At 69.8% G+C, this 24,463-nt stretch carries 25 protein-coding genes; 19 read left to right on the top strand and 6 right to left on the bottom strand.

Features of this window, described 5'->3' with window-relative positions; all coding sequences use genetic code 11:
* Positions 1–9: 9 nt before the first annotated feature.
* From EDC64_RS12730 to EDC64_RS12755, 6 genes are all read left to right on the top strand, one after another.
* Positions 10–2,448 (top strand): heavy metal translocating P-type ATPase, encoded by a 2,439-nt coding sequence (locus EDC64_RS12730; RefSeq protein WP_132031863.1) that lies wholly within the window; start codon positions 10–12, stop codon positions 2,446–2,448.
* Between the two features lie 73 nt (positions 2,449–2,521).
* Positions 2,522–3,328, top strand: coding sequence for a ComF family protein (locus EDC64_RS12735; protein ID WP_132031865.1), 807 nt, complete (start codon positions 2,522–2,524; stop codon positions 3,326–3,328).
* Positions 3,329–3,375: 47 nt separating this feature from the next.
* Positions 3,376–3,630: a glutaredoxin 3 gene (grxC, locus tag EDC64_RS12740; protein ID WP_132031867.1), complete on the top strand. Its 255-nt coding sequence runs from the start codon at positions 3,376–3,378 to the stop codon at positions 3,628–3,630.
* Positions 3,631–3,720: 90 nt separating this feature from the next.
* Positions 3,721–4,599: a carbon-nitrogen hydrolase family protein gene (locus EDC64_RS12745; protein WP_132031869.1), complete on the top strand. Its 879-nt coding sequence runs from the start codon at positions 3,721–3,723 to the stop codon at positions 4,597–4,599.
* On the top strand, positions 4,596–5,063 hold the full coding sequence (locus tag EDC64_RS12750) for a DUF1178 family protein (RefSeq protein WP_132031871.1): 468 nt from the start codon (positions 4,596–4,598) through the stop codon (positions 5,061–5,063). Before EDC64_RS12745 ends, EDC64_RS12750 begins: the two co-directional genes overlap by 4 nt.
* 192 nt (positions 5,064–5,255) lie before the next feature.
* Positions 5,256–5,876, top strand: coding sequence for a histidine phosphatase family protein (locus tag EDC64_RS12755; RefSeq protein ID WP_207916051.1), 621 nt, complete (start codon positions 5,256–5,258; stop codon positions 5,874–5,876).
* Between the two features lie 36 nt (positions 5,877–5,912).
* On the opposite strand, the gene EDC64_RS12760 is transcribed toward EDC64_RS12755, so the two are convergent.
* On the bottom strand, positions 5,913–6,908 hold the full coding sequence (locus tag EDC64_RS12760) for a Bug family tripartite tricarboxylate transporter substrate binding protein (RefSeq protein ID WP_132031873.1): 996 nt from the start codon (positions 6,906–6,908) through the stop codon (positions 5,913–5,915).
* 116 nt (positions 6,909–7,024) lie between these two features.
* Positions 7,025–7,837, bottom strand: a complete 813-nt coding sequence (locus tag EDC64_RS12765; protein ID WP_207916052.1) for a maleate cis-trans isomerase family protein — start codon at positions 7,835–7,837, stop codon at positions 7,025–7,027.
* Between the two features lie 233 nt (positions 7,838–8,070).
* Between EDC64_RS12765 and EDC64_RS12770 the strand changes: the two genes are divergently transcribed.
* The 5 genes from EDC64_RS12770 to EDC64_RS12790 all read left to right on the top strand — a co-directional run bounded on the left by EDC64_RS12770 (position 8,071) and on the right by EDC64_RS12790 (position 12,299).
* Positions 8,071–8,790: a GntR family transcriptional regulator gene (locus EDC64_RS12770; RefSeq protein ID WP_245504679.1), complete on the top strand. Its 720-nt coding sequence runs from the start codon at positions 8,071–8,073 to the stop codon at positions 8,788–8,790.
* 79 nt (positions 8,791–8,869) lie between these two features.
* Positions 8,870–10,210, top strand: coding sequence for a DUF3422 family protein (locus EDC64_RS12775; RefSeq protein ID WP_132031875.1), 1,341 nt, complete (start codon positions 8,870–8,872; stop codon positions 10,208–10,210).
* A gap of 75 nt (positions 10,211–10,285) precedes the next feature.
* Entirely contained in the window at positions 10,286–11,122 is an 837-nt protein-coding gene (locus EDC64_RS12780; RefSeq protein WP_132031877.1) for an alpha/beta hydrolase, read from the top strand.
* A gap of 44 nt (positions 11,123–11,166) precedes the next feature.
* Positions 11,167–11,820, top strand: coding sequence for an MBL fold metallo-hydrolase (locus tag EDC64_RS12785; protein ID WP_132031879.1), 654 nt, complete (start codon positions 11,167–11,169; stop codon positions 11,818–11,820).
* Between the two features lie 68 nt (positions 11,821–11,888).
* Positions 11,889–12,299, top strand: a complete 411-nt coding sequence (locus tag EDC64_RS12790) for a YkvA family protein (RefSeq protein ID WP_132031881.1) — start codon at positions 11,889–11,891, stop codon at positions 12,297–12,299.
* A 9-nt stretch (positions 12,300–12,308) separates the two neighbouring features.
* On the opposite strand, the gene EDC64_RS12795 is transcribed toward EDC64_RS12790, so the two are convergent.
* Positions 12,309–13,289 (bottom strand): NADPH:quinone oxidoreductase family protein, encoded by a 981-nt coding sequence (locus tag EDC64_RS12795; RefSeq protein WP_132032055.1) that lies wholly within the window; start codon positions 13,287–13,289, stop codon positions 12,309–12,311.
* Positions 13,290–13,459: 170 nt separating this feature from the next.
* Between EDC64_RS12795 and EDC64_RS12800 the strand changes: the two genes are divergently transcribed.
* The 3 genes from EDC64_RS12800 to EDC64_RS12810 all read left to right on the top strand — a co-directional run bounded on the left by EDC64_RS12800 (position 13,460) and on the right by EDC64_RS12810 (position 15,922).
* Complete coding sequence (locus EDC64_RS12800) at positions 13,460–13,975, top strand: invasion associated locus B family protein (protein WP_132031883.1); 516 nt, start codon at positions 13,460–13,462, stop codon at positions 13,973–13,975.
* A gap of 110 nt (positions 13,976–14,085) precedes the next feature.
* Positions 14,086–15,291, top strand: coding sequence for a dual-specificity RNA methyltransferase RlmN (rlmN, locus tag EDC64_RS12805; RefSeq protein ID WP_132031885.1), 1,206 nt, complete (start codon positions 14,086–14,088; stop codon positions 15,289–15,291).
* A 115-nt stretch (positions 15,292–15,406) separates the two neighbouring features.
* A complete protein-coding gene (locus EDC64_RS12810) occupies positions 15,407–15,922 on the top strand; it encodes a hypothetical protein (RefSeq protein WP_132031887.1) in 516 nt (171 codons plus the stop codon).
* Between the two features lie 6 nt (positions 15,923–15,928).
* Here the strand turns inward: EDC64_RS12810 and EDC64_RS12815 are convergent, their stop codons facing one another.
* The gene (locus EDC64_RS12815; RefSeq protein ID WP_132031889.1) at positions 15,929–16,534 is read right to left on the bottom strand and encodes a 2-hydroxychromene-2-carboxylate isomerase; all 606 of its coding nucleotides are present in this window, start codon (positions 16,532–16,534) and stop codon (positions 15,929–15,931) included.
* Between the two features lie 130 nt (positions 16,535–16,664).
* Here EDC64_RS12815 and EDC64_RS12820 point away from each other — a divergent pair, with 130 nt between their 5' ends.
* Both EDC64_RS12820 and EDC64_RS12825 read left to right on the top strand, forming a co-directional pair.
* Positions 16,665–17,480, top strand: coding sequence for a phosphatase PAP2 family protein (locus EDC64_RS12820; RefSeq protein WP_132031891.1), 816 nt, complete (start codon positions 16,665–16,667; stop codon positions 17,478–17,480).
* 38 nt (positions 17,481–17,518) lie between these two features.
* Complete coding sequence (locus tag EDC64_RS12825; protein ID WP_132031893.1) at positions 17,519–18,748, top strand: argininosuccinate synthase; 1,230 nt, start codon at positions 17,519–17,521, stop codon at positions 18,746–18,748.
* A 36-nt stretch (positions 18,749–18,784) separates the two neighbouring features.
* Here EDC64_RS12825 and EDC64_RS12830 read toward each other — a convergent pair whose 3' ends face one another.
* Together EDC64_RS12830 and EDC64_RS12835 are read right to left on the bottom strand one after the other, a co-directional pair.
* Positions 18,785–20,083: a multidrug effflux MFS transporter gene (locus tag EDC64_RS12830; RefSeq protein ID WP_132031895.1), complete on the bottom strand. Its 1,299-nt coding sequence runs from the start codon at positions 20,081–20,083 to the stop codon at positions 18,785–18,787.
* Complete coding sequence (locus tag EDC64_RS12835) at positions 20,083–20,526, bottom strand: MarR family winged helix-turn-helix transcriptional regulator (protein ID WP_132031897.1); 444 nt, start codon at positions 20,524–20,526, stop codon at positions 20,083–20,085. Before EDC64_RS12835 ends, EDC64_RS12830 begins: the two co-directional genes overlap by 1 nt.
* A gap of 171 nt (positions 20,527–20,697) precedes the next feature.
* Between EDC64_RS12835 and EDC64_RS12840 the strand changes: the two genes are divergently transcribed.
* The 3 genes from EDC64_RS12840 (at position 20,698) to EDC64_RS12850 (ending at position 24,347) form a co-directional block, all read left to right on the top strand.
* On the top strand, positions 20,698–22,395 hold the full coding sequence (locus EDC64_RS12840; RefSeq protein WP_132031899.1) for a sensor domain-containing diguanylate cyclase: 1,698 nt from the start codon (positions 20,698–20,700) through the stop codon (positions 22,393–22,395).
* Positions 22,396–22,437: 42 nt separating this feature from the next.
* Entirely contained in the window at positions 22,438–23,442 is a 1,005-nt protein-coding gene (locus EDC64_RS12845; protein WP_132031901.1) for a KpsF/GutQ family sugar-phosphate isomerase, read from the top strand.
* Between the two features lie 182 nt (positions 23,443–23,624).
* On the top strand, positions 23,625–24,347 hold the full coding sequence (locus EDC64_RS12850) for a GntR family transcriptional regulator (RefSeq protein WP_132031903.1): 723 nt from the start codon (positions 23,625–23,627) through the stop codon (positions 24,345–24,347).
* Positions 24,348–24,463: the final 116 nt, after the last annotated feature.

The raw sequence follows: 24,463 nt of genomic DNA on the forward strand, positions 1-24,463 counted from the left end.
AATGCCGAGATGAGCGACCATTCCCACCCCCACCCCGCTGCCGGGTGCTGCGGCGGCCCCGCCCCGCTGGATCCGCCGAAGCCCGTCTCCGCCTGCTGCGGCGGCGGCGCGGCCGACGCCCACGGCCACGGCGCCGCGGCGGCCGTGCCCCGCCCCGGTCTCGCCAAGGACCCGGTCTGCGGCATGGACGTCGATCCGGCCACCGCCAAGCATCGGACGCGCCATGGCGGGCAGCCCGTCTTCTTCTGCTCGGCCGGCTGCAAGACCAAGTTCGAGGCCGACCCGGAGCGCTATCTCTCGGGCAAGCCGGCGCCGTCCGAGCCGGTGCCCGAGGGTACGATCTTCACGTGCCCGATGCATCCCGAGATCCGCCAGGAAGGCCCCGGATCCTGCCCGATCTGCGGCATGGCGCTCGAGCCGGACATGGTGACCCTCGACAGCGCGCCGAATGCCGAGCTCGTCGACATGACCCGGCGCTTCTGGATCGGCCTCGCGCTCGCCGTGCCGGTCTTCGTGCTGGAAATGGGCCAGCATCTGCTCGGGCTCCACATCCTCGCCGCACCCACCTCGGCCTATGTCCAGTTCGCGCTCGCGACGCCCGTTGTGCTGTGGGCGGGATGGCCGTTCTTCGAACGCGGCGCGGCCTCCGTGCGCACCGGCCACCTCAACATGTTCACCCTGATCGCCATCGGCACCGGGGTGGCCTATCTCTACAGCCTCGCCGCGACCTTCGCGCCCGGCCTGTTTCCCCCGGCGCTGCGGGAGCATGGCGGACTGCCGCCGGTCTATTTCGAGGCGGCCTCCGTGATCACCGTCCTCGTCCTGCTCGGGCAGGTGCTGGAACTGCGCGCCCGCGAGCGCACCTCGGGTGCGATCAAGGCCCTGCTCGGCCTCGCGCCGGCCACCGCCCGCCGGATCTCCGGCGGCACGGAGACGGACGTGCCGCTGGCGGAGGTCGCGGTCGGCGACCTGTTGCGGGTGCGCCCCGGCGAGAAGGTGCCGGTCGACGGCATCATCGCCGAGGGTCGCTGCGCGCTCGACGAATCCCTCGTCACCGGGGAGGCGCTGCCGGTCACCAAGGAGACCGGGGACGCGGTGATCGCCGGCAGCCTCGCGACCGGCGGCGGCTTCGTGATGCGCGCCGAGAAGGTCGGCCGCGACACGCTGCTCGCCCGCATCGTGCAGATGGTGGCGGAGGCGCAGCGCTCGCGGGCGCCGATTCAGCGTCTCGCCGATCGGGTGTCGGCCTGGTTCGTCCCGGCGGTTCTGGCGGTGGCGGCGCTCGCTCTGGGCCTCTGGCTCCTGGTCGGGCCGGATCCCCGGCTGAGCCATGCTTTGCTGGCGGCGGTCTCGGTCCTGATCATCGCCTGTCCCTGCGCACTGGGCCTCGCGACGCCGATGTCGATCATGGTCGGGGTGGGGCGCGGCGCCCAGCTCGGCATCCTGGTCCGCCGCGCCGAAGCGCTCGAAATCCTGGAAAAGGTGGATGTGGTTCTGGTCGACAAGACCGGCACCCTGACCGAGGGCAAGCCGCGGGTCGTAGCGGTGCGCAGCCTCGACGGGGACGCGGATGCGCTGATGCGGATCGCGGCGGGCCTCGAGGCCGCCAGCGAGCACCCGCTCGCCGGCGCCATCCTCGCCGAAGCCCGCGCGCGGGGCCTCACCCCCGCCGCGGCGCGCGACTTCGCGAGCGCCACGGGCAAGGGCGTCACCGGGCACGTCGCCGGCGCGGAGGTCGCGATCGGCCAGCAGGCCCTCATGGCGGATCGTGGCATCGACCTCGCCCCGCTCGCCGACGAGGCCGCCGCGCTGCGCCGCGACGGTGCCACCGTCGTGTTCGTCGCGGTGAATGGCGGGCTCTCCGGTCTGATCGCCATCGCCGACCCGGTGAAGGCCTCCACCCCCGCCGCGCTCGCCGCGCTGCGCGCCGACGGCGTGCGCGTCATCATGCTGACCGGCGACAACCGCGCCACCGCGGAGGCGGTCGCCGCCGGCCTCGGCATCACCGAAATCGAGGCCGAGACCCTGCCCGCGCAAAAGGCGGAGCACGTCGCCCGCCTGCGGCGCGCCGGCCATGTGGTGGCGATGGCGGGGGACGGGGTGAACGACGCCCCGGCGCTCGCCGCCGCCGATATCGGCATCGCCATGGGTACCGGCACCGACATCGCCATCGAGAGCGCGGGCATCACGCTGCTCGGCGGCGACCTCGCCGGCATCGCCGACGCCCGTGCCCTGTCGCGCGCCACCATGCGCAACATCCGCCGCAACCTCGTCTTCGCCTTCGGCTACAACGCGCTCGGCGTCCCGGTGGCGGCCGGGCTGCTCTATCCCGCCTTCGGCCTGCTTCTGTCGCCGGTGTTCGCCGCCGCCGCCATGTCGCTGTCCTCGGTCAGCGTGATCGCCAATGCCCTTCTGCTGCGCCGCTGGAGCCCGCCGGGCCGTCCCTGACCCGCGCCCGACTTGAACCGACGCTTGAACCGAGGCGGCGGTCGGCCCATCCTGGCCCGCGGGGACGGGGAAGATGGCATCAGCGCGGCTGAGGCTGGCATTTTCGGGCGCGCGGCCGGCGGGGCGCGTGGCTTCGGCGGTCGCCCGGCGCATTCTCGACCTCGTTCTGCCGCCCACCTGCATCGGCTGCGGCACGCTGATCCGCGAGCCCGGCGGGCTCTGCGGCGCCTGCTGGCGGCGTATGAGCTTCATCGAGCGGCCCTATTGCGACCGGCTCGGCACGCCCTTTCCGTTCGCCCCGGCCCAGCTCGGCGACGATCCGCCGCTCTCGGCCGCCGCCCGCGACGATCCGCCCGCCTTCGATCGCGCCCGCGCCGCCGTCCTGTTCGGCGACGTGTCGCGCGATCTCGTCCACCGGCTGAAATATGGCGACCGGCTCGACCTCGCCGCGCCCATGGCCCGTCTGATGGTCCGCGCGGGTGCCGACCTTCTGCGCGAGGCCGATTTGATCCTGCCGGTGCCGCTGCACCCGTTCCGGCTGTGGCGGCGCCGCTTCAACCAGGCGGCGCTGCTGGCGCATTCCATCGCGGATTCAACCGGCGTGCCGGTGCGCGCCGACCTGCTGCGGCGGATCCGCGCCACGCCCTCCCAGGTCGCGCTGCATCGGAACGCGCGGCACGCCAATGTCGCGGGCGCGTTCGCGCTCTCTCCTCCCGCTCCCGTCTTCGTGAAGAACCGGCGCATCCTGCTGATCGACGACGTGATGACCACGGGCGCCACGCTGGACGCCTGCGCCCGCATTCTGCGTCGCGGCGGTGCAAAAGGTGTAGACGCGCTGACCTTCGCCCGGGTTGTCGAAAGCGCGGGAGACCGCTTATAATGCAACAGTTCGGTGACGGCGTTTTGCTCCGTCCCGCCGGGGTTTGCATGAAAGCCATCACGATCTACACCAAAAGCTGGTGCTCCTATTGCCATGCCGCAAAGGAGTTGTTGCGACGCAAGGGCTGGACCTTCACCGAGATCGACGTCACGACGGATCCCGCGGGCCAGGCGGAGATGACTCGCCTCTCTGGCGGGAGCAGCTCGGTGCCGCAGATTTTCATCGGCGAGACCCATGTCGGCGGCTGCGACGATCTCTATGCTCTGGAGCGTGCGGGGCACCTCGACGCGCTCGCCGCGTGACGTCGCGCACCGCGAGCCGGCTTGCCTGACAGCCCCGTCCATGAGATGGCCTCCGGCTCGCCTCACTCCCGTTCCAGCGAGCGAGACCAGATGAGCTCCACCTCCGAAACCCTGCGTGTCGCGCTCGTGCAGATGCGCACCGGCCGCACCCCCGCCGCCAGCATCGACACCGCCGCCGCGCTGGTGCGCGAGGCGGCGCAAGCCGGGGCGCGCTACGTCCAGACGCCCGAGACCACCAATCTCATGGAACTGGACCGTGCGCGCCTGTTCGAGACGCTGCACGAGGAGGAGAGCGACCCGGCCCTGGCGGCCTTCCGCGACCTCGCCCGCGCGCTCTCGATCCATCTGCATGTCGGGTCCCTCGCGCTGAAGGTGAGCGCCCAGCGGGCCGTCAATCGCGGTTTTCTCATCGGGCCCGACGGCGCCATCGCCGCGCGCTACGACAAGATCCACATGTTCGACGTCGATCTCGACAATGGCGAGAGCTATCGGGAATCCACCGCCTACCGGCCCGGCGAGCAGGCGGTCGCCGCCGACGTGGACGGCATCGGGATCGGCCTGACGATCTGTTACGATCTGCGCTTTCCGGCGCTGTACCGGGCTCTGGCCGAGGCGGGGGCCCGCGTCCTCACCGTGCCGGCGGCTTTCACGCGGCCGACCGGCGAAGCCCATTGGCACATCCTGCTGCGCGCCCGGGCGATCGAAAACGGCGCCTATGTCCTCGCCGCCGCCCAAGGCGGCCGGCACGAGAACGGCCGCGAAACCTACGGCCATTCGCTGATCGTCGATCCCTGGGGCCGGGTGATCGCCGAGGGCGGCACGGACCCGGGCATCGTGCTCGCCGAACTCGACATGGGCGAGGTCGAGACCGCGCGCCGCCGCATCCCCTCGCTGCGCCACGGCCGCCGCTTCGAAGTGCTGGATCCCGGACATGCCGGCCACCTGCATCTGGTGGAGAAACCGAATTGATCCGCTACGCCCTCACCTGCGCCCAGGGTCACGCCTTCGAGAGCTGGTTTCCCTCGTCCGACAGCTATGAACGCCAGCGCGCGCTCGGGCTCGTCGCCTGCCCGACATGCGGCGTGACGGCGGTGGAAAAGGCGATCATGGCGCCCTCCGTCGCGCGCACCGACCGCGGCGCGCGGGCCGCCGCGGAGCCCGAAGCGCCGCGCGAGACCACCCCCGCCCCGGTCGCCATGATGGGCGAAGGCGAGCAGGAATTCCGCCGCCTGCTGCGCGGATTGCGCGACCACGTCACCCGCACCGCCGATTATGTCGGCGACGATTTCGCAACGCTCGCCCGCAAGATGCACGAGGGCGAGGTCGAGCAGCGCTCGATCTATGGCGAGGCGACGCCGGACGAGGTCAAGTCGCTGCGCGAGGACGAGGTCGAGGTGTTTCCCCTCCCCGTCCTCCCCGAGGACCGCAACTGACACCTGCGTCTTGCCGGCGCAGCGCGGATCCCAGCGCCGTCGGCAGCCGCCGCAGCCAGGGTTCACCCCGGCGCGGACCCACCGGGCGCTCTCGCCTCCCACGCGTCACCTGACGACTGTTTTACCGCGCGCCCGGCGCTGCCAAACCGGCGTCCGCTGTTCTATGGTCGTGCCGACCGGAGGGGACGCGCCGTGACCACCACCACCCTGATTCTCGCCCGCCACGGCCATGTGGAGGGCATCCATCCCGAGCGGTTCCGCGGCCGCATGGAGGTGCCGCTCTCCGCGCGGGGCGAACGCCAGGCGGCCGCCTTGGCGGCCCGGATCGCCGCCGGCTTCACGCCCGCCGCGGTCTATACCAGCGACCTCGGCCGCTGCATCGCCACCGGCGCGGCGATCTCTCAGGCCTGCGGCATCCCCGCCGAAATCGCGCCCGGCCTCGGCGACATCGATTACGGCGCGTGGCAGTGGAAGACCCATGACGAGGTCCGCGCGAACGACCCGGAACGCTATGCCCAGTGGCGCACGGCGCCCCATCTGGTGCGCTTTCCCGAGGGCGAATCCCTGCAGGACGTGGCGGTGCGCGCGGCCGACCTGCTGCGCCTCGTCCTCGCCCGCCACAGCGGGGCGAGCGTGGTGCTGGTCGGACACGACAGCGTCAACCGGGTCCTGCTCGGGCATCTGCTCGACCTTCCCGCCGCGCTCTATTGGCGCCTCGCCCAGGATCCGTGCAACCTCACTTTGCTCGAATGGTCCGGCGACGCCGCCAAGCTGGTGCGGCTGAACGACGTCTCGCATCTCGACGGGATCTGACGGCGGCGCCGCGCCGCCGGGGCCGCCCGGCGGATCTCAGTCGCCGTCGCGGATCCCGGCCTGCTTGACGACCTGCGCCCATTTGGCGACGTCGGTGCGCAGGACCTGCGCCGCCTCGTCCGGCGTCCCGCCGCCGATCTCGGTCGAGAGGTCGGTCAGCCGCTTGCGGATCGCCGGATCCTGAAGCGCGGTGTTCACCGCCGCCGCCCAGCGCGCCACGATCGGCGCCGGCAGATTGGCGGGTCCCATCACCATGTACCACGTGTCGACGTTGTAGCCGGGCACCCCCGCCTCGGCGACCGTCGGCAGGTCCGGCAGGTCCGGCAGGATGGCGGTGCGCTGCGCCGTGGTCACGGCGAGCCCGCGCAGCGTTCCGGCGCGGATATGCGGCAGGACGGAGGGAATGGTGTCGAAATTGACGTCCACGACCCCCGCGATCAGATCGTTCACCGCCTGCCCGCTGCCTTTGTAGGGGACGTGCAGCATCTCGATTCCGGTCGCCTGCTTGAACAGTTCGGCCGCCAGATGCTGCTGGGTGCCGGTGCCCGAAGAGGCATAATTCACCTTCTTCTGGCCGCTCTTCACATAAGCGATGAAGTCCGGCAGCGTCTTGGCCGGAGATCCGACCGGTACGGTCACGATCTGGGCCACGGTGCCGACGATCACGATCGGCGTGAAGTCCTTCAGCGGGTCGTAGGGCACCTTCATCACCGCCGGGACCATGGCGTTGGAGGAGACATGGCCCATCAGCATGGTGTAGCCGTCGGGCTTCGCGCGGGCGACGGCCGCGGCGGCGATCGTGCCCGAGGCGCCGACCCGGTTCTCCACCACGACCGGCTGGCCGAGTTCCTCCGACAGTTTCGGGGCGAGGATGCGGGCCATGATGTCGGTGCCGCCGCCGGGCGAGAAGCCGACCATGAGGGTCACGGGCCGGCTGGGATATTTCTCCTGCGCGACCGCAGGACCGAGCAAAGTGAGGACGGCAAAGGCACAAGCAATGGCGCCGGCGCGGCGCGAAAGGCGTTTGGACATGGGGCGTCTCCAGTCTGTGAGTTCGGGCTTGTCAGCGCCGCGGACTGTCGCGGCGCCGCGCCCGTTCCAGGGTCTTCAAGCGGAGGATCGCAGGCGGCCGCAGGCGCGCCGGCGTGTCAGTGCTGCTCGAACAGGCTTCCGAAGCCGCTGAAGCGATCGGTGATGCCGAGCTTGCGCAATGCGGTCCAATAGATCGCCGTACCCACCGAAAAGACCGGCAGGCCGAGCCAGCGCTCCGCCTCGTCGGCGATCCGCGCGAAGCGCAGATTGGTGCCGAGCTGGATGATCGCGTCGGGCCGCGCCTCGGCGAGCTTGCGCACGGCGGGGATCAGCGTGTCGGCCCGCTGCGAGCCGACATGGATGATGCTCTTGCATTTGAGCCCCTCGACCGCGACGACCTCGTAGCCGCGCTCGGTGAAGTAGCGCACCGCATTCTGGTCGATCACGGGATAATAAGGCGTCAGCAGCGCGATCCGGCGCGCCCCGACCGCCTCGAAGGCGCGTTCCGCCGCCTCGGCGCCGACCGTCACCTCGCAGCCGGCGCGCGCGCTCAGTTCGCGCCGGAGCGCGAGGCTTCCCTCGACCCCGCCCATGAAGCTCTCGGACGACATCCCCATGATCAGATGGTCGATCTGCGCCTGGACCAGCGCATCGACCGCATCGGCCACGTTGCGGCGGGTGTGCGCCATGATCAGGCGCCAATCGTCGTCGGAGCGCACCTTCTGGTTGGGCACGTAATAGCGATTGACGACATTGATGACGCCCTTCGGCGCCATTTCGTGGAATTCGCTCTCGACGATGGTGTTGGGCGCCGGGGTCAGGACGCCGAACTTGGCGCGCCAGCCCATCGCATCCGGAAACGTCTCGTCGTCAAAATGAATGCGTCCGGCGAGGTCCGGATCCTCCACACGCTGTGCTGCCGTCGACATATTGCCTCCCTGGCGGTTCGCTCCGCGCTATGGCGGATGATTGAATGCGTTTTTTGAAAAATATGTCCGGCAACGCCGTCAATCAAGCGAAAATATGCAAAAATGAATTCAATTTTGGAACGCGCCCGTTCTCCTGCGAGTCAAGTCCCCAAGGCTGGCCAGAAAAGGTACAAAATGCATGCAGAATCTCGTAGACGAGACGGCGGGGCGGCGGGAACAGACGGAGGTCATGCGTGGGAAGTGCGGGCAATGCCATGCTGCACGACGAACTGGTCGCGCATCTGCGCGCCATGATCGTCGACGGCGTTCTGCCGCCGGGGACCCGCGTACCGGAGCGCGAGCTGTGCGCAAAGTTCGAGGTCTCGCGCACGCCGCTGCGCGAGGCGCTGAAAGTGCTCGCCGCCGAAGGCCATATCGCACTGCTGCCGAACAAAGGCGCGCGCGTGACCCGGCTCACGACCCGGGACGTCGAGGAGCTGTTTCAGGTCTCGGGCGGGCTCGAGGCGCTGGGCGGCGAGCTCGCCTGCGCGCGCATCACCGATGCGGAGATCGCCGAAATCCGCGCGCTGCACGCCGAAATGGCGCAGGAGCATGCCCGGCGGGCCCTGCCGGCCTATTACGCGCTCAACCGGCGCATCCACGAGGCGATCATGCAGGCCTCCGGCAACAAGGTGCTCCAGGGCCTGTACGAGCAGGTGAGCGCCCGGATCCGCCGCGCGCGCTTCGTCGCCGCCATGCCGTTCGACCGCTGGGACCAGGCGATGGATGAACACGAGGGAATCCTCAACGCGCTGGTCCGGCGCGACGGCGCGACCCTCGCCGCGATCCTGAAGCAGCATCTGAGCAACAAGAGCAAACAGGTGGTCGAAGCCGGATTCGCCGTCGAAGTGGACGCGGCCGCCGACCCGGCGGCGCCGCGCCGCCGGGGCCGCCGGACGCCGCCGGCCGGCTGAGCGTCCCGCGACATCATCGTCCCAGCCGCTTGAAACCCGCGCGCGGGCGTGCCAGCACGAAAGCGGGAGGGCAATGCGCATGAGTGGGGGTCCGGCGGATATCGGCATCGGCGAGGGGCGCGCGATCGCGGCGCATCCCAAGCGCGCGGCGCTGCTCTCCGAACTGCATGCCCGGCCGTTCTTTCCCGCTGCGACGCCGCGCCGTTTCCTCCACGTCGCCTATCTGACCGACCCCCTGGAAGCGCAGGCCGCGCGCAGCGGCGTCGCGGCCTTCTGCGCGGCGCGCGCGGTCGCGGCGCCGGCGGGCGGCGCCAAGCACCACCGCGTCGAACTCGGCGGCGCCACGCTGCGCTGGGAGAGCCACGCGGAATTCGCCACTTATACCTGGGACTTTCCCTCCGCCGCGCCCGGCCCGGGCGACCTGCCGTTCCATCCTGCGGCGGCGATGCTCGCCGGGGTGCTCGGCGAGATCCCCCAGCCCGGTCCGCTTTTGGTGGCCGTCGACCTGCACCTCGTGCCCGATACGGCCGAGGACGTGCCGCTCGCCGCCTTGTTCGACCGCGCCAGCCTCGCCCGCTCGGACGTGACTGACGGGGCGGCCGAGATCGCCACCGATTTCAAGCCCGACCCGGCCGGCTTCGTGCGCATCCTGGTGCGCGACCGCGGCCTCGACAAGGATGCCGCCGGGGCGCTGGTGCAGCGCGTGCTGGAGATCGAGACCTACCGGCTTCTGGCGTTGCTCGGTTTGCCCGAGGCCCAGCGCCTCGCCCCCGACATCGCCCGGATCGAGGCCCAGCTCGCGCAGGTCACCGACGCGATGCGCCAGTCCGAGGGCCTCGCCGCCAACAGCCGCATGCTGGACGACCTGGTCGCGGTGTCCGCAGAGCTGGAGGCGGGCGCCGCCGCCTCGCTGTTCCGCTTCGGCGCGAGCCGGGCCTATGAGGAGATCGTGCGGCTGCGGCTCGCGACGATCCGCGAGGTCGCGGTGCCGGGCTTTCCCACCTGGCAGCAATTTCTCGACCGGCGCATGGCCCCCGCCATGCGCACCTGCGCCGCCATCGAACAACGCCAGGCCAATGTGTCCGGCAAGCTCGCCCGCGCCGCCGATCTGCTGCGCACCCGCGTCGATGTCGAGGTCGAGCAGCAGAATCGCGACCTGCTCGCCTCGATGAACGAGCGCACGCGGCTCCAGCTCCGCCTGCAGCGCACGGTGGAGGGGCTTTCGGTCGCCGCGATCAGTTATTACGTGGCAAGCTTGGTCCATCTGCTCGCGGATGGCCTCCATGAGAGCGGTCTGGACAGCCGAGCCGGATTTCCGGTCGATCCGGGCCTCGTCACCGCGCTCGCGGTTCCGGTCGCGGTCTTGGCGGTCTGGGGCATGGTGCGGCGGATCCGCCGCGCGCATGGGGATCACGAATGAATCATTGCCGGCGCCGTGCGCGCCGGACATCGTCCGCCACCTGTGAGGACTTCCCGTCCGGTTCGGAGAACGCCCTTGGACTATGAGCACGAATACAACAACCGCGCGCGCGTCCCCGGTTGGCAGGACATTTTCGCCGATTGGGCCCGCCGGTCGGCGGCGCAGCGGGCGGCGGCCGTCGCCGCCGATCTCGGCATCCCGTACGGGCCGAGCCGCCGCCAGATCCTCGACATCGTCTGGCCCGATACTGGGCGCGATGCGCCGGTGGCGCTCTTCATCCATGGCGGCTACTGGCAGTATATGCACCCGCGCGACCTGACCTTCGTGGCGGCCGGCTGCCTCGCCCATGGCGTGGCGGTAGCGCTGGCGGGCTACGATCTCGTGCCCGACGTGCAGCTCGACACCATCGTCCGACAGGCCCGCGCGGCGGCGGTCACGCTGCACCACCGCGTGCGGCGCCGGATCGCGGTGGCCGGCCATTCCGCCGGCGGCCATCTCGCCGCGGCGCTGACCGCCACGTCCTGGCAGGCGCTCGATGCGCGCGGCCCCGACGATCTCGTCACCGGCGGGGTGGGCATTGCCGGCGTCTACGAGGTCGAGCCGCTGGTCCACACCAGCATGAACGAGAAGCTGCACCTGTCGGAGGAGGCCGCGCGCGGGCTGTCCCCCGCTTTGTGGGAGATCGCGCCGGACCGCACCTTCCACGCCTTCGTGGGCGGCGCGGAGAGCGACGAGTTCCGCCGACAGTCGCACGCCCTCGCCGCCGCCTGGACGGGCCGGGGCGCGAGCGCCGTGTCCCACGAAGTCGCCGGGGCGAACCATTTCACCGTGGTCGAGGAGATGGTGAACCCCGATTCCGCCATGGTGGCCGCTCTGGTCGCCGAGGCGCGTGCCGCCGCCGCCCGGCCGTAACGGCCCGGCGCCAGTCTCCTGCCCTCCCGCTCCCGCGAGGTCCGATGTCGCAGTCTTCGCCGCCGCTCCAGATCGCCGTCGTGCCGGTGACGCCGTTTCAGCAGAATTGCTCGATCCTCTGGTGCACCGCCACCAATGCGGGCGCCGTGATCGACCCGGGCGGCGATCTCGACCGCATCGAGAGCGCCATCGCCGAGACCGGCGTGCGGATCGAGAAGATCCTGCTCACCCACGGCCATGTCGACCATGCGGCCGGCGCCGGCGCGCTCGCCGAGCGGCTCGGCGTGCCGATCGAGGGGCCGCACCGGGCCGATCAGCCGCTGCTCGACGCCTTGCCCGAAGTCGCCGCGCAATACGGCTTCCCGCCGGCGCGCGCGGTCACCCCGGACCGCTATCTCGCGGAGGGCGAGACGGTGTCTGTGGGCGACCTGTCGCTCGACGTGCTGGAGGTGCCCGGCCACACGCCCGGCCATGTGGTGCTGGTGCACCGTCCGAGCCGCGTCGCTTTGGTCGGCGACACGCTGTTCAAGGGCTCGGTCGGGCGGACCGATTTTCCCTACGGCGACCACGATCTCCTGATCGCCGGCATCGTCGGCAAGCTGCTCCCGCTCGGCGACGCGATGGTATGTTTGCCCGGCCACGGGCCGGTCACCAGCATCGGCGACGAGCGCGCGAACAATCCCTTCCTGCCGCGCTGAAAGGGCCGGTGCGCCGGTCAGGGTGCGGGAGGTCTTGCGGCGCCGGTTCGGGTCCCCATCTCAAGGACATGACCCACACCGACCCGATCAATTGGAGCACGCTCGGCGCCGACGAGAAGCGGCAGGCCGAGCAGGACGAGCGCAAGGTGCGCCGCGGCTTCTGGAGCAAGCTGCGGCGCCACGCGGCCGCCGTGCCGTTCGCCGAGGACGCCGTGGCGGCCTATTATGCCGCCTTCGACCGCGCCACCCCGCTGCGGGTGCGCGCCGGCCTGATGGGCGCCCTGGCCTATTTCCTGGTGCCCACCGACGTGATGCCGGATTTCCTGCCGGTGCTCGGTTTCGGCGACGATGCCGCGGTCCTGTTCGGCGCAATCCAGATGCTGTCCGCGAGCATCCTGCCGCACCATCGTGCCGCGGCGCGTGCGGCGATCGACGATCTCGACGAGGCGTCCGCCGCCGAGGGCTCCGCGCGCGTCTGACCGCCGGGCTCAGGTGCCGACCGTGAGCACCAGCTTGCCCTTGACCTTGCGCGCGGCGATCTCGTCGAGCGCGTCGGCGCAGCGGGCGAGCGGGAAGGTCGCGTCGACATGGGCGGAGATCCGCCCCGCACAGGCATAGCCGATCAGTTCGCGGACGGCCGTGCCGATCCAAGCGGCATCCTTGCGGGCCTGCGTGCCGAAGGCGACGCCGCGCGCATCGCAATTCTTCAGCAGCAGCAGATTGAGCGGCAGCTTGGGAATCGCGCCGGCGGCGAAGCCGATCACCATGTGCCGGCCGCCCCAGCCGAGGGCGCGCAGCGCCTGTTCGGACTGGTCGCCGCCCACCGGGTCGAACACCATGTCGAGCCCGCCTTCGCCCGCCACTTCCTTCAGGCGCAGCTTCAGGTCTTCGTGGACGTAATTGATCCCGGCATCGGCGCCGTGGGCGCGGGCGAAATCGAGCTTGTCCTGCGAGGAGGCACACGCGATGACCCGCGCGCCGAACACTTTGCCGAGTTCCACCGCGGCGAGCCCCACGCCGCCCGCCGCGCCGAGAACAGCGAGGGTCTCGCCGGTCTTCAGCGCGCCCCGGTCGCGCAGCGCATAGAGCGCGGTGCCGTAGGTGACGATGAGCCCCGCCGCCTTCACGAGATCGAGCCCGTCCGGCACCGGCGCGAGCGTCGCGGCCGCGACCTTCACCTTTTCGCGCGCCGCGCCCGACGTCATGTACCCCGCCACGCGATCGCCGACCTTCAGATCCTCGACCCCCGCGCCGAGCGCGCAGACATGGCCGGCGAACTCCGCGCCGGGGGAAAACGGCAATGGCGGCTTGACCTGATAGAGATCACGGATGATGAGCGTATCGAAGAAGTTGAGGCCGATCGCGGCCACTTCGACCACCGCCTCGCCCGGCCCCGGCACGGGATCGGGAATATCACGCAGGACCAAAGCTTCGGGAGGGCCGTGGCGCTCGCACAGAATTGCCTTCATCGCGCTGCTCTGTTCGGGATCTGAGGGGCGGATCTGGGTCTCGCCGACCAATGTTAAGGAAACGGCAACCCGTCTGTGTGCCATTTTTTTGTCTGCGTCCACCTTTAGGGGCGTTGGCAGTCGCTGCGGCCAAGTTCGAAGCGCTCGTCATTGATCCGATAGGAGAAGCCATGGCCCCGTTCCGCGCAAGCTCAGCCCTCCTCGGCGCCGCCCTCCTCATGTCGGCGGGTCCCGCCTTGGCCCAGGCCCAGCCCAAGGCGGTGGCCCAGTTCGGCGACTGGAGCGTCTATACCGGCACCAGCGGCAGCGCGAAGGTGTGCTACGCCCTCTCCCAGCCCAAGGACCGGCTGCCCGGCGGGCTGAACCGCGACCCCGCTTTCTTCTTCGTCAGCACGCGGCCCGGCGAGAAGGTGGTGAACGAGGTCAGCCTCACCATGGGCTTTCCGATGAAGGACGGCAGCGAATCGAAGCTGACGATCGGTTCGCAGACCTTCATGCTCTACACCAAGGAGGAAGGCGCCTGGGTGCGCAACGTCGCCGAGGAGAGCAAGCTCATCGAGGCCATGCGCAAGGGCCGTGACCTGACGGTTGCCTCCACCTCCACGCGCGGCAACGTCACCACCGACAAATACTCTCTCGGCGGAATCGCCCAGGCGCTCGACCGGGTGGCGCAGGAATGCCGCTGAGGCGCATGCGCATCGGCGGGAACGGCCGGTTCGGTCACATCTGAGCGCCCGGCGGCGACAAACGCGCGCTGGCGGTGGCGAGCCGGGCGCGAAACCGCTATGTGTGGGCCATGACCCTCGCCCTCGACAGGATTGCGCCGGCGCCCGCCGCGCCCGCACCGCTCAGCCTCGCCGGCCTCAGCCGCGACCGGCTGATCGCGGCGCTCGCCGATGCCGGCGTGCCGGAGCGGGAGCGCCGCATGCGCGCGACCCAGCTCTGGCACTGGATTTATCTGCGCGGCGCCACAAGCTTCGACGAGATGACCAACGTCTCGAAGCATCTGCGCGCCCACCTCGCGGACGCCTATACGTTGGCGCGTCCGGAGATCGTCGTCGAGCAGGTGTCGCAGGACGGCACCCGCAAATGGCTGCTGCGCCTGCCCGCGGAAACGCCGGGCGAGCGGCCGCACGAGGTCGAGACGGTCTATATCCCCGAGAGCGACCGGGGCACCCTGTGCGTCTCCAGCCAGGTCGGCTGCACCCTCAATTGCTCGTTCTGCCACACCGGCACCCAGCGCCTGGTGCGCAACCTCACCGCCGCCGAGATCGTCGCCCAGGTGCTGGTCGCCCGCGACCGGCTCGGCGATTATCCCGGCCGCGCCCGCGCCACCGGCCCCGGTCTGCCGACCGAGGGCGACCGGCTGGTGACGAACATCGTCTTCATGGGCATGGGCGAGCCGCTCTATGCCTATGATTCGGTGGCCGAGGCGATCGAGATCCTGTCGGACGGCGACGGGCTCGGCCTCGGCAAGCGCCGCATCACGGTCTCGACCTCGGGCATCGTGCCGGAAATCGAGCGTCTCGGCCGCGAGGTCGGCCCCATGCTCGCCATCTCGCTGCATGCCGTGCGCGACGATCTGCGCGACGTCCTGGTGCCGATCAACAAGAAATACCCCATCGCCGCGCTGATCGAGGCGTGCCGCACCTATCCCGCGGCCTCCAACGCCAAGCGCATCACCTTCGAATATGTCATGCTGAAGGGCGTGAACGACAGCCCGGCCGACGCCAAGGCGCTGGTGAAGCTGCTCGAAGGCGTGCCGGCCAAGATCAATCTCATTCCGTTCAATCCCTGGCCCGGCACGAAATACGAATGTTCGGACTGGGAGACGATCGAACGCTTCTCGGACATCGTCTTCCGCGCCGGCTATGCGAGCCCGGTGCGTACGCCGCGCGGCCGCGACATCCTCGCCGCCTGCGGGCAGCTCAAGAGCGAGACCGAAAAGCTCTCCGCGCGCGAGCGCCTGGCGCTGCGGGCGATGGCGGCGGCGGCCGAATAGCGCCGCCATGGTCGATCATATCGGGCCGGCGACGCGCGATCCCGCGCGCGCGCCCGTCGCCCGTACTCCCGACGGAAGCAAACGCGAAGCCGTCTGCCGGGCGGAAGGCTGACCCATGGATTCGTTTCTCCGCCTGATCCTCCGCCTGTTCCTGATCCCCGTCGCGATCCTGGTCGGCGGTACCCTTCAGCTCGCCGTCGTTCTGATCGGGCAATGGCGCATCGGCGAGGTCGCCGCGGCGCTCGACAACGGGATGCTGGACGGCGCCGACGTGTTCGGCGCGATTCTCGCGGCGAGCCTTTTCGCCACCCTGCTGGTGGCGCTGATCTGGTGCCTCGCCGCCATCGGCATCCTGTTTTCCGAGGCCTTCGCGGTCCGCTCCTGGGTGTTCCACATCGGCAATGGCGTGGTCTCGGCCTTCCTTGCGGTGCAGCTCTTCCCGGCTCTGACCGACGAGCCTGCGCCGCTCGCCGATCCGTTCTACGTCCTCGCGACGGGGCTGGCGGGCGGGCTGGCCTATTGGCTCGTCGCCGGCTGGGGCGCGGGCTTCTGGAAGCCGGTGCGCGACCGGCCTCGGGACATGGCCCCGCCGCCGCCGGCCGCGACGCCCGGCGCTCTGCCGCCGCCGTGAGGCCGATCAGGCGCCGCGCACAGCGTGGTCGAGCGCCAATTCCAGCCGGTCGTTGCCCCAGAACAGTTCGCCGTCCGGCGTGACGAAGCTCGGCGCGCCGAACACGCCCGCCGCTTGCGCCCGTTCGGTCTGGGCGCGCAGCCGGTCCTTATTGGCCTGGCTCTGCGCCGCTTCGATCGGCGCGTCGCAGAAATGGCCGAGACCCGCCAGAACCTGCCGGATCACCGCGGGATCCGAAATGTCCTGGCCCTCGGCGAATTCGCGCAGGAACAGCGCTTTGGTGAAGCCGGGCCGCGAGGCGTCGTTGAGCGCGGTCGCGACCCGCGCGGCCAGAAGCCCGTTGGCCGGAAAGGTCGCCGGGCGGACGATCGGCGGCAGGCCGTAATGCGCCGCGAGGCGCTCCAGATCCCGCCACATGTGGCGGCCCTTCTCGGGATAGAGATTGAACGGCGAGGTCGAATAGCCCTGCGCCGCGAAGATCGGGCCGAGCAGAAACGGCACATAGGTCACCTCGACCCCCGCCGCCTCGGCCAGCGGCCCGATGCGGGCGGCGGCGAGATAGGAATAGGTCGAGGCGAACTCGTAATAGAAATCGAGGCGTCCCCTGGCCATCGGGTGTTCTCCGGGGTAAATCGACGCAAGTGTGGTGCGGAGCGGACGCCGTCCGCAAGGACTTGGATCAAGATCCCGGATCAACACCCTGGATCAAGGAACCGGATCGGCTCATGAGGCGCGTGCCCCTTTGAAGATCGCCATTTTTCTCGCACTCGTCACCGGCGCGGCCGTCGCGATCCTGTTCACCGTCTTCCCGCAATGGGACCTCGCCATCACCGCCTGGTTCTGGGATGCGGCGACCCGCACCTTCCCTTATTCCGGGCTGTCCTGGGGCCGCACCTTCCGCTCGGCCGCCAATATCGTGCCCTGGCTGTTCGCCGGGCCGGCCTTCGCCGCCATCCTCATCAAGCTGATCTGGCCGGCGCGCCCCATGCTGCTGCCGGCCCGCGCGGCGGTGCTGCTCGCATTGACCATGGCGCTCGGACCCGGTCTCGTCGTCAACGGCATCCTGAAGGAACATTGGGGACGCCCGCGCCCGGTGCATCTCGAAACGTTCGGCGGCAAGGACGTGTTCAATCCCTGGTACTCGACCGAAGGGACCTGCCCCGGCAATTGCTCCTTCGTCTCCGGGGAGGGCGCGCTCGGCTTCTGGCTGGTCGCCCCGGCGAGCCTCCTGCCGCCGCCCTATCGCGGGCCCGCCATCGCCGCGGCCGCGCTGTTCGGCACCGCGGCGGGCGGGCTGCGCATCGCCTATGGCGGACATTTCTTCACCGACGTGGTGTTTTCCGCCGTCCTCACCCTCCTCCTCATCGCTGTGACACGGCTGCTGCTCTACGACCGGCGCCGCGCGCCCGACGATGCCGCGGTCGAACGGGCGATCGCCGGAATCGGCCGCGCCCTCCATGCATTGGTGCGCGGGCTGGCGCGCGGCGCGGCCAAGGCGGCGAAAGCCGGCTATGCGGCGGCGCGCACCCACTTGTCACGGCGCCGCCCGGGCCTATAGTCCGCGCCACTTTTCCAAGTCTGTTTCCGAGAGGCGCGATGGCCCGCGACGTGAAGAAGGTGGTGCTTGCTTATTCCGGCGGGCTCGACACCTCGGTGATCCTGAAATGGCTCCAGACCACGTATGGCTGCGAGGTGGTGACCTTCACCGCCGATCTCGGCCAGGGCGAGGAACTCACCCCCGCGCGCGAAAAGGCGCTGCTGCTCGGCATCAAGCCGGAGAATATCTTCATCGAGGACGTGCGCGAGGAATTCGTGCGGGACTATGTGTTCCCGATGTTCCGCGCCAATGCGCTCTATGAGGGCCAGTATCTGCTCGGCACCTCGATCGCCCGCCCCTTGATCGCCAAGAAGCAGATCGAGATCGCCCGCAGGGTCGGCGCCGACGCGGTGTCCCACGGCGCCACCGGCAAGGGCAACGACCAGGTCCGGTTCGAGCTCGGTTATTATGCGCTGGAGCCGGAAATCACCGTGATCGCGCCGTGGCGCGAATGGGACCTCACCTCGCGCACCCGCCTGCTGGAATTCGCCGAGGCGCACCAGATCCCGATCGCCAAGGACAAGCGCGGCGAAGCCCCCTTCTCGGTCGACGCGAACCTTCTGCATTCCTCCTCGGAGGGCAAGGTGCTGGAGGATCCCGCCGAGGACGCGCCGGATTACGTCTATCAGCGCACCCTCTCGCCCGAGGCCGCGCCCGATGTCGCGACCCTCGTCGAGATCGGCTTCCAGCAGGGCGACGCGGTGTCGATCGACGGCGAACTGCTCAGCCCCGCGACCCTGCTCACCCGCCTCAACGAGCTCGGCCGCGCCAACGGCATCGGCCGGCTCGATCTGGTGGAGAACCGCTTCGTCGGCATGAAGTCGCGCGGCATCTACGAGACGCCCGGCGGCACCATCCTGCTGGCCGCGCATCGCGGCATCGAGAGCATCACGCTCGACCGCGGCGCGGCGCATCTCAAGGACGAGCTGATGCCGCGCTATGCCGAGCTGATTTATAACGGCTTCTGGTTCGCGCCCGAACGGGAGATGCTGCAGGCGGCGATCGACCATTCGCAGCGCTTCGTCACCGGCACGGTCAAGGTGAAGCTCTATAAGGGCAATGCCACGGTGGTCGGCCGCGAGAGCCCGTATTCGCTCTACAATCAGGACCTTGTGACCTTCGAGGAAGGTGCCGTCGCCTATGATCACCGCGACGCCGCCGGCTTCATCAAGCTCAACGCCCTGCGCCTGCGCACCTACGGCGCCCGCGCCCGGAAGATCCCGGATTAGGCAGATCCCGGCCGGCGTGCGCCGGCCGGCCGCCGCTCAGGCGGACTTGCGGTAGATCCGCGCCTCGATCTCGTCGCCCGCCGCGCCGATCAGTCCGGCCGGATCGGCCGCGACCTCGACGTCCGCCTCCTCGATCGGGGCGGACACGGGGAGCGGCCGGGCGGGCCGAAGCAGGACGTAGGACAGCACCGCGATCACCCCCATGGACGGGATGACGACGGCCAGAGCGTCGGTCGGCTGCGCGAACAGGCTCGCCACCGCCGAGCCGAGAAAACCGCCGCCGATCTGCAGGCAGCCCATCAAGGCGGCGGCGGATCCCGCCATCGTGGGAAAGCCGGACAAGGCGGTGGTGGTGCAGCCCGGCAGGATCAGCGCCATGCCGAACGCCCACAGGCCGACCGGAGCCATCACCGTCAGGAAGCTGATATCCGCGAGGAAGGGCAGAAGGGCGAGGCCCAAGGCGGAAATCGATGCGAGACCGAGGCCGATCGGAATCAGCCGGTTGGCATCGAGCGTGCGCATCATGCGGGCGGCGAACAGCGTGCCGACGATGAAGGATCCGGTCTGGCACACCATGCCGATCCCGAACTGGGTGGGGGTGAGGCGCACGGTCTCGATCAGGACGAAGGGCAGGATCGAGGACAGGGAATAAATGGCGCCCACCCCGCAGCCCACGACGAGGCTCACCCGCATGAAGCCGGGATTGAGCAAAAGCGAGCCGTAATTGCGCAGGATCTGCCGCGGCATGGCCTGACGCACGTCCGGATTCGGATTGGTTTCCGGAACGGAAAAGCCGAGCAGCGCCAGCACCATCGCGCCCCACAGCACCATCACGTAGAAAAGCGGCTGCCAGCCGGCGACGCCGAGGATCAGCCCGCCCACGCTCGGCGCCAGCGCCGGGCCGACCGCCTGCATCGAGCCGATCAGATTGAGGATGCGCGAGGAGGCTTGGCCGGTAAATTGGTCCCGCACGATCGCCCGCGCGATCGCCGGCCCCGCCGCAACGCCGATGCCCTGGAGGATACGTCCCAGCATCAGCCAGTTGATGTCGGCGGCAAACGCCGCCACCAGGCTGCCGGCGACATAGAGGGCGAAGAAAGCGAGCGCGGTGGGCCGCCGGCCGAAGGCGTCCGACAGCGGGCCGCACACCAGTTGCGAAATCGCGAAGCCGCCGAAATAGACGCTGAGGGTCAGCTTCATCACCGACGGCGTGGTGTGGAATGCATCCACCAGCATCGGCAGAGCCGGCGTGTAGAGCGCCATGCTCAGCGGGCCGAGAACGATGACCGCCGCGCCGATGATGGCGGTGCGGTTCTCGGACATCACGGGCCGCATCAGGCCTCCGCCCGCTGACACTCGCAAAGATTCGCCCGTATCTGCTCCAGCATCGTCCGGAAGACGTCGCGCTCCGCCTCGCTCAAGCCGGTCAGCGCCTCTTCCCGCGCATTGGCCGCCGCGGCGGCGACCCGCACGAGCAGCGGCGCCGCCGCCTCGGTCAGCCGGACGATCTTGGCGCGCCGGTCGGTAGGATCAGGTTCGCGGACGACGAGGCCCTGCGCCTCGAGCCGGTCCAGGAAGCCGACGAGGGTCATCGGTTCCACGCTCATGCGCACCGCGAGGGCGGTCTGCCGGAGCCCGGGATTGATATTGACGTGCGCCAGCGTGCGCGCTTCACCGGCGGTCAAGCCGAGGCCAGCCTGCTCGAAGGCGCGGTCGATCCGCGCGCGGTAAAGCCGCGCGGTGTCGACCAGCAGGAATCCCAGAGGTGGCTCTTTCATATCCAGTCATTCATAAAGTATGCTCACCTTATAATATAAGCTGAAAACCAATTGCCGTCATCGCGACCTGTTGGCGCATGCGTCCGGACTCTTGTATCCACGCCTTGTGCTCTGCACTATGCGGCGGGGGGCATCGAGGCCGCCGGTGCGCCGGCACGGAGACACAATAGCGTGCTGAAAGCCCTTCGCGACCGCCTTCGTCGGCTGCAGGATCGGATGTCGGTGGCGCAGCAATTGAGCATCGTCACGGCGGTGGTCTCGCTCACCGGCATCGCAGCGCTGTCTCTGTCCTCTGCCGGGCTCAGCCGGCAGGAGATGATACGGCGCATCACGTCGGACATGCGCGACACCGCCGGCACCCTGGCGCGCCAGCTCGACACAGACATGTTCGAGCGCTTCACCGATGTCCGGCAGCTTGCGGGAATGGCCGCCATCGCCCCGCTCTGGGAAGGCGATCCGGCAGGGGTGCGCGCGCTCCTGGATCAGTTGCAGACCAATCTGCCGAATTATTCCTGGATCGGCTTCGCCCGTCCCGACGGCACCGTGGCGGCGGCGACGCGCGGGATGCTGGAGGGCGCCTCGGTCGCCGCGCGTCCCTGGTTCGCCGCCGGACTGAAGGGCGCCTTCGTCGGCGACGTCCATGAGGCGATGCTGCTCGCCAAGCTTCTGGAGACCGCGCCCTCCGGCGAGCCGATGCGCTTCGTCGACGTGGCCTTTCCGGTCTATTCGGCGGACCGGCGCCTGCTCGGCGTGCTCGGCGCGCATCTCTCCTTCGAATGGGCCGAGCGGCTGCGTCAGGGCGCGCTCGGCAGCCATGGCGACACCGACATCTGGCTGCTGTCACAGGACGGCGCCATCCTGCTCGGGCCGGATCTCGCCGCCCCGCCTTTTCCGCCCGCCCGCGTCGCGGAGATGCGGCGCGCGAGCTCGGGGGCCTTCGAGGACACGCGCGACGGCACCGCGATCCTCACCGGCTTCGCCGTCGCCGACGGCGAAGGCGACTATCCCGGCCTCGGCTGGATCGTGGTGGCCCGCCAGGATTCCTCGGTGGCGTTCGCGATCCCGACCCGCGTCGGCGCGACCATCATCGCCATCGGCACCGGCGTGCTGCTGGTGAGCCTGATCCTCTCGGTCCTGGTCGCGCGCCTCATCACCCGACCGCTCGACGCGCTGACGGAAGCGGCCGGCGAGATCGGCCGCGATCCGCGCGTCACCATGCTGCCGCGGCTGCGCGGAAATCTCGAAGTGATCCAGCTGTCCGGCGCGCTGCGCGCCTTGATGCGCCGGCTCGGCAGCGCCGAGACCCGCGTCGTGCAGACCGCCCAGCAATATCAGGAAGACCTCGCCGCCCTGCGCAAGCTCGCCGACAGCGATCCTCTCACCGGGCTGATGAACCGCCGCTCCTTCCGGTCGGTGGCCGACACTGCCCTGCGCGGCACCCGGAGCAGCGACAAGCTCGGCATCCTCATGGCCGACATCGATCACTTCAAGGTGGTGAACGACACCTATGGCCATGCCGCGGGCGACGCGGTGATCCGCCATGTCGGGGCCTGCATCGGCGACGCGCTTCGGGTCCAGGACCGCGTCGCGCGTTTCGGCGGCGAGGAGTTCGTGGTGCTCCTGCTCGACATCTCCGAACGCGACATGCTCGCTTTGGCGGAACGCATCCGCACCGCGATCCGCAGCACGTCGGTGGCGTTCGAGGACCGGCAGATCCGCGTCACGGTCAGTTTCGGCGCCGCCTTGGCGCGGCCGGACGATCGCGACGTCGACGCGGTGATCGAGCGCGCCGACCACGCCCTCTACGAGGCCAAGGCGGCGGGCCGCGACCGGGTGGTCCTATCGACCGGCTTCGACCGCGCCGCCTGAGACAGCCTTCAACTGCCCGGGACTTTGCTTTAGGGAGAGGCCATGACGCAGGCCTCCGACCTTCCCGATCCCCGCCCCTCAACCATCGACGTGGCGCGCCGCACCCTCGATCTGGAGGCGGCGGGCATGGCGGCCCTGCGTGCCGCCCTGGAGACCGGGCTCGGCCCTGCGCTCGAAGCGGCGGTCGAGACGATCCGCGCCGCGCTGCGCGGCAATGGCCGCGTCATCGTCACCGGCGTCGGCAAGTCCGGCCACGTCGCCCGCAAGATCGCGGCGACGCTCTCCTCCACCGGCACGCCGGCCTATTTCATGCACGCCGGCGAGGCGAGCCACGGTGATCTCGGCATGATCGCCCCCGTCGACGTGGTGCTGGCGCTGTCCTGGTCGGGCGAGGCGGCCGAACTCGCGAACATCATCGCCTATACCCGCCGCTTCCGGGTCGCGCTGATCGCCCTGACGGCGCAGGCCGATGCCGCCCTCGCAGGCGCGGCCGACATCGCGCTGGTGCTGCCGGCGATGCCCGAAGCGTGCCCCAACGGCCTCGCCCCCACCACGTCGACCACGATGAGCATGGCGCTCGGCGATGCGCTCGCGGTCGCGCTCCTGTCCCTGAGCAATTTTTCCGCCCATGCCTTCCGCGACTTCCATCCGGGCGGCAAGCTCGGCGCGCAATTGCGCAAGGCGGCCGATCTGATGCATGCCGGCGCGGCGGTGCCGCTGGTCGCGCTCGACGTCCCGCTGTCCGAGGCGATCGTCGAAATGACCTCGAAGGGGTTCGGCATTACCGGCGTGGTCGACGGCGCGGGCCTTCTGGTCGGCGCCGTGACCGACGGCGATCTGCGGCGCGCCTTCCAGGCCGGCTTCGTCGACCGTCCCGTCGCGGAGGCGATGACGCGCGCCCCGCGCAGCGTGCCGCCCGATCTCCTCGCGCTCGAAGCCCTGGCGGCGATCAACGAAGCCGCGATCACGTCCCTGTTCGTGGTCGAGGACGGCCGCCCGGTGGGAATCATCCACATCCACGATCTGCTGCGGGCCGGCGTTGTCTGATCGGCGCACCGCGTCCCTCCACCCGCAATGCGTGTGCGACACTTGATGGAGGTAGCCGCACCCTGATATGACGAATTGCGGATTTTGCCGTGCGCGGGGGCGCGGGGCGCCCGCGCCAGTCGAGACGCCTCCACTTGCCTGGACGGCCGTCTTTCATTGCGTGACGCCATTCGGATTCGAGCATGACACCCGCGACGTCTCAAAAGCTGATCGACGAGATTGCAACTTCGATTCGGACCAAGATCGTTTCCGGCGCCTATGCGCCCGGCCAGAGGCTGAAGCAGGAAATGCTGGCGGAAGAGTTCGGCGTCAGCCGCACCCCGATTCGCGAGGCCCTCTCGCGCCTTCAGGCCCAGGGTCTGGTGGCGCAGGAGCAGCGGCGCAGCGCCGTGGTCAGCACCCCCTCGCCGCGCGACATCGCCGAAACGTTTCAGATCCGCGCCGAGCTGGAGGGCCTGGCCGCCGGGCTCGCCGCCCGCTGGATCAGCGACGAGGCGCTCGATCGGCTGCGGGCCTCCCACGACCGCTTCATCCGTGTGATCGACACCCTTCGCGCCGCCCAGAAAGGCGCGAAGCCCCGCCGCCCGGCGGCGCGGCGCAAGGACGGGCCGCTCGAATGGGCGGCGATGAATGCCGAATTCCACGATTTGATCGCCGCCGCGTCCAGCAATCGAAATCTCGAGCGCATGATCGCCGAGATGCGCGCGGGCTATACCGGAGCGGCGGTTGCGACCGCGGTCATCGCCATGGACCTGACCCGTCTGGAGGGCCTCGCGCGCCATCACGGCGCGATTCTCGCCGCGTTGGAAAAGCGCGATGCGGCACGCGCGCGGCGCCTGATGATCGAGCATGTCCTGGAAGCCGCGTCTTACGTCGTCACCTGGTTCGAAAACAAGGCGCACTGAGCCGGCACAATCGCACCACCGCGCCACGACTCGGGGCGGGATATGATCGTATGGATCGTTCCCGCGGACGCCCCCATCCCAGCCGCGCCGCCGCACGCCCCGGAATTCGGCGTGCG

It is taken from the genome of Aquabacter spiritensis, from assembly GCF_004346185.1.
GTDB classification, from domain to species: Bacteria; Pseudomonadota; Alphaproteobacteria; order Rhizobiales; family Xanthobacteraceae; genus Aquabacter; species Aquabacter spiritensis.

Excerpts from the sequence above, each read along its gene's own strand:
- rlmN (WP_132031885.1), top strand. The coding sequence starts at position 14,086 with ATGACCCTCGCCCTCGACAGGATTGCGCCGGCGCCCGCCGCGCCCGCA.
- EDC64_RS12830 (WP_132031895.1), bottom strand. The coding sequence starts at position 20,083 with ATGCGGCCCGTGATGTCCGAGAACCGCACCGCCATCATCGGCGCGGCG.
- EDC64_RS12800 (WP_132031883.1), top strand. The coding sequence starts at position 13,460 with ATGGCCCCGTTCCGCGCAAGCTCAGCCCTCCTCGGCGCCGCCCTCCTC.
- EDC64_RS12745 (WP_132031869.1), top strand. The coding sequence starts at position 3,721 with ATGAGCTCCACCTCCGAAACCCTGCGTGTCGCGCTCGTGCAGATGCGC.
- EDC64_RS12825 (WP_132031893.1), top strand. The coding sequence starts at position 17,519 with ATGGCCCGCGACGTGAAGAAGGTGGTGCTTGCTTATTCCGGCGGGCTC.
- EDC64_RS12845 (WP_132031901.1), top strand. The coding sequence starts at position 22,438 with ATGACGCAGGCCTCCGACCTTCCCGATCCCCGCCCCTCAACCATCGAC.
- EDC64_RS12815 (WP_132031889.1), bottom strand. The coding sequence starts at position 16,534 with ATGGCCAGGGGACGCCTCGATTTCTATTACGAGTTCGCCTCGACCTAT.
- EDC64_RS12790 (WP_132031881.1), top strand. The coding sequence starts at position 11,889 with ATGACCCACACCGACCCGATCAATTGGAGCACGCTCGGCGCCGACGAG.
- EDC64_RS12795 (WP_132032055.1), bottom strand. The coding sequence starts at position 13,289 with ATGAAGGCAATTCTGTGCGAGCGCCACGGCCCTCCCGAAGCTTTGGTC.
- EDC64_RS12735 (WP_132031865.1), top strand. The coding sequence starts at position 2,522 with ATGGCATCAGCGCGGCTGAGGCTGGCATTTTCGGGCGCGCGGCCGGCG.
- grxC (WP_132031867.1), top strand. The coding sequence starts at position 3,376 with ATGAAAGCCATCACGATCTACACCAAAAGCTGGTGCTCCTATTGCCAT.
- EDC64_RS12760 (WP_132031873.1), bottom strand. The coding sequence starts at position 6,908 with ATGTCCAAACGCCTTTCGCGCCGCGCCGGCGCCATTGCTTGTGCCTTT.
- EDC64_RS12730 (WP_132031863.1), top strand. The coding sequence starts at position 10 with ATGAGCGACCATTCCCACCCCCACCCCGCTGCCGGGTGCTGCGGCGGC.
- EDC64_RS12810 (WP_132031887.1), top strand. The coding sequence starts at position 15,407 with ATGGATTCGTTTCTCCGCCTGATCCTCCGCCTGTTCCTGATCCCCGTC.
- EDC64_RS12835 (WP_132031897.1), bottom strand. The coding sequence starts at position 20,526 with ATGAAAGAGCCACCTCTGGGATTCCTGCTGGTCGACACCGCGCGGCTT.
- EDC64_RS12775 (WP_132031875.1), top strand. The coding sequence starts at position 8,870 with ATGAGTGGGGGTCCGGCGGATATCGGCATCGGCGAGGGGCGCGCGATC.
- EDC64_RS12785 (WP_132031879.1), top strand. The coding sequence starts at position 11,167 with ATGTCGCAGTCTTCGCCGCCGCTCCAGATCGCCGTCGTGCCGGTGACG.
- EDC64_RS12850 (WP_132031903.1), top strand. The coding sequence starts at position 23,625 with ATGACACCCGCGACGTCTCAAAAGCTGATCGACGAGATTGCAACTTCG.
- EDC64_RS12765 (WP_207916052.1), bottom strand. The coding sequence starts at position 7,837 with ATGTCGACGGCAGCACAGCGTGTGGAGGATCCGGACCTCGCCGGACGC.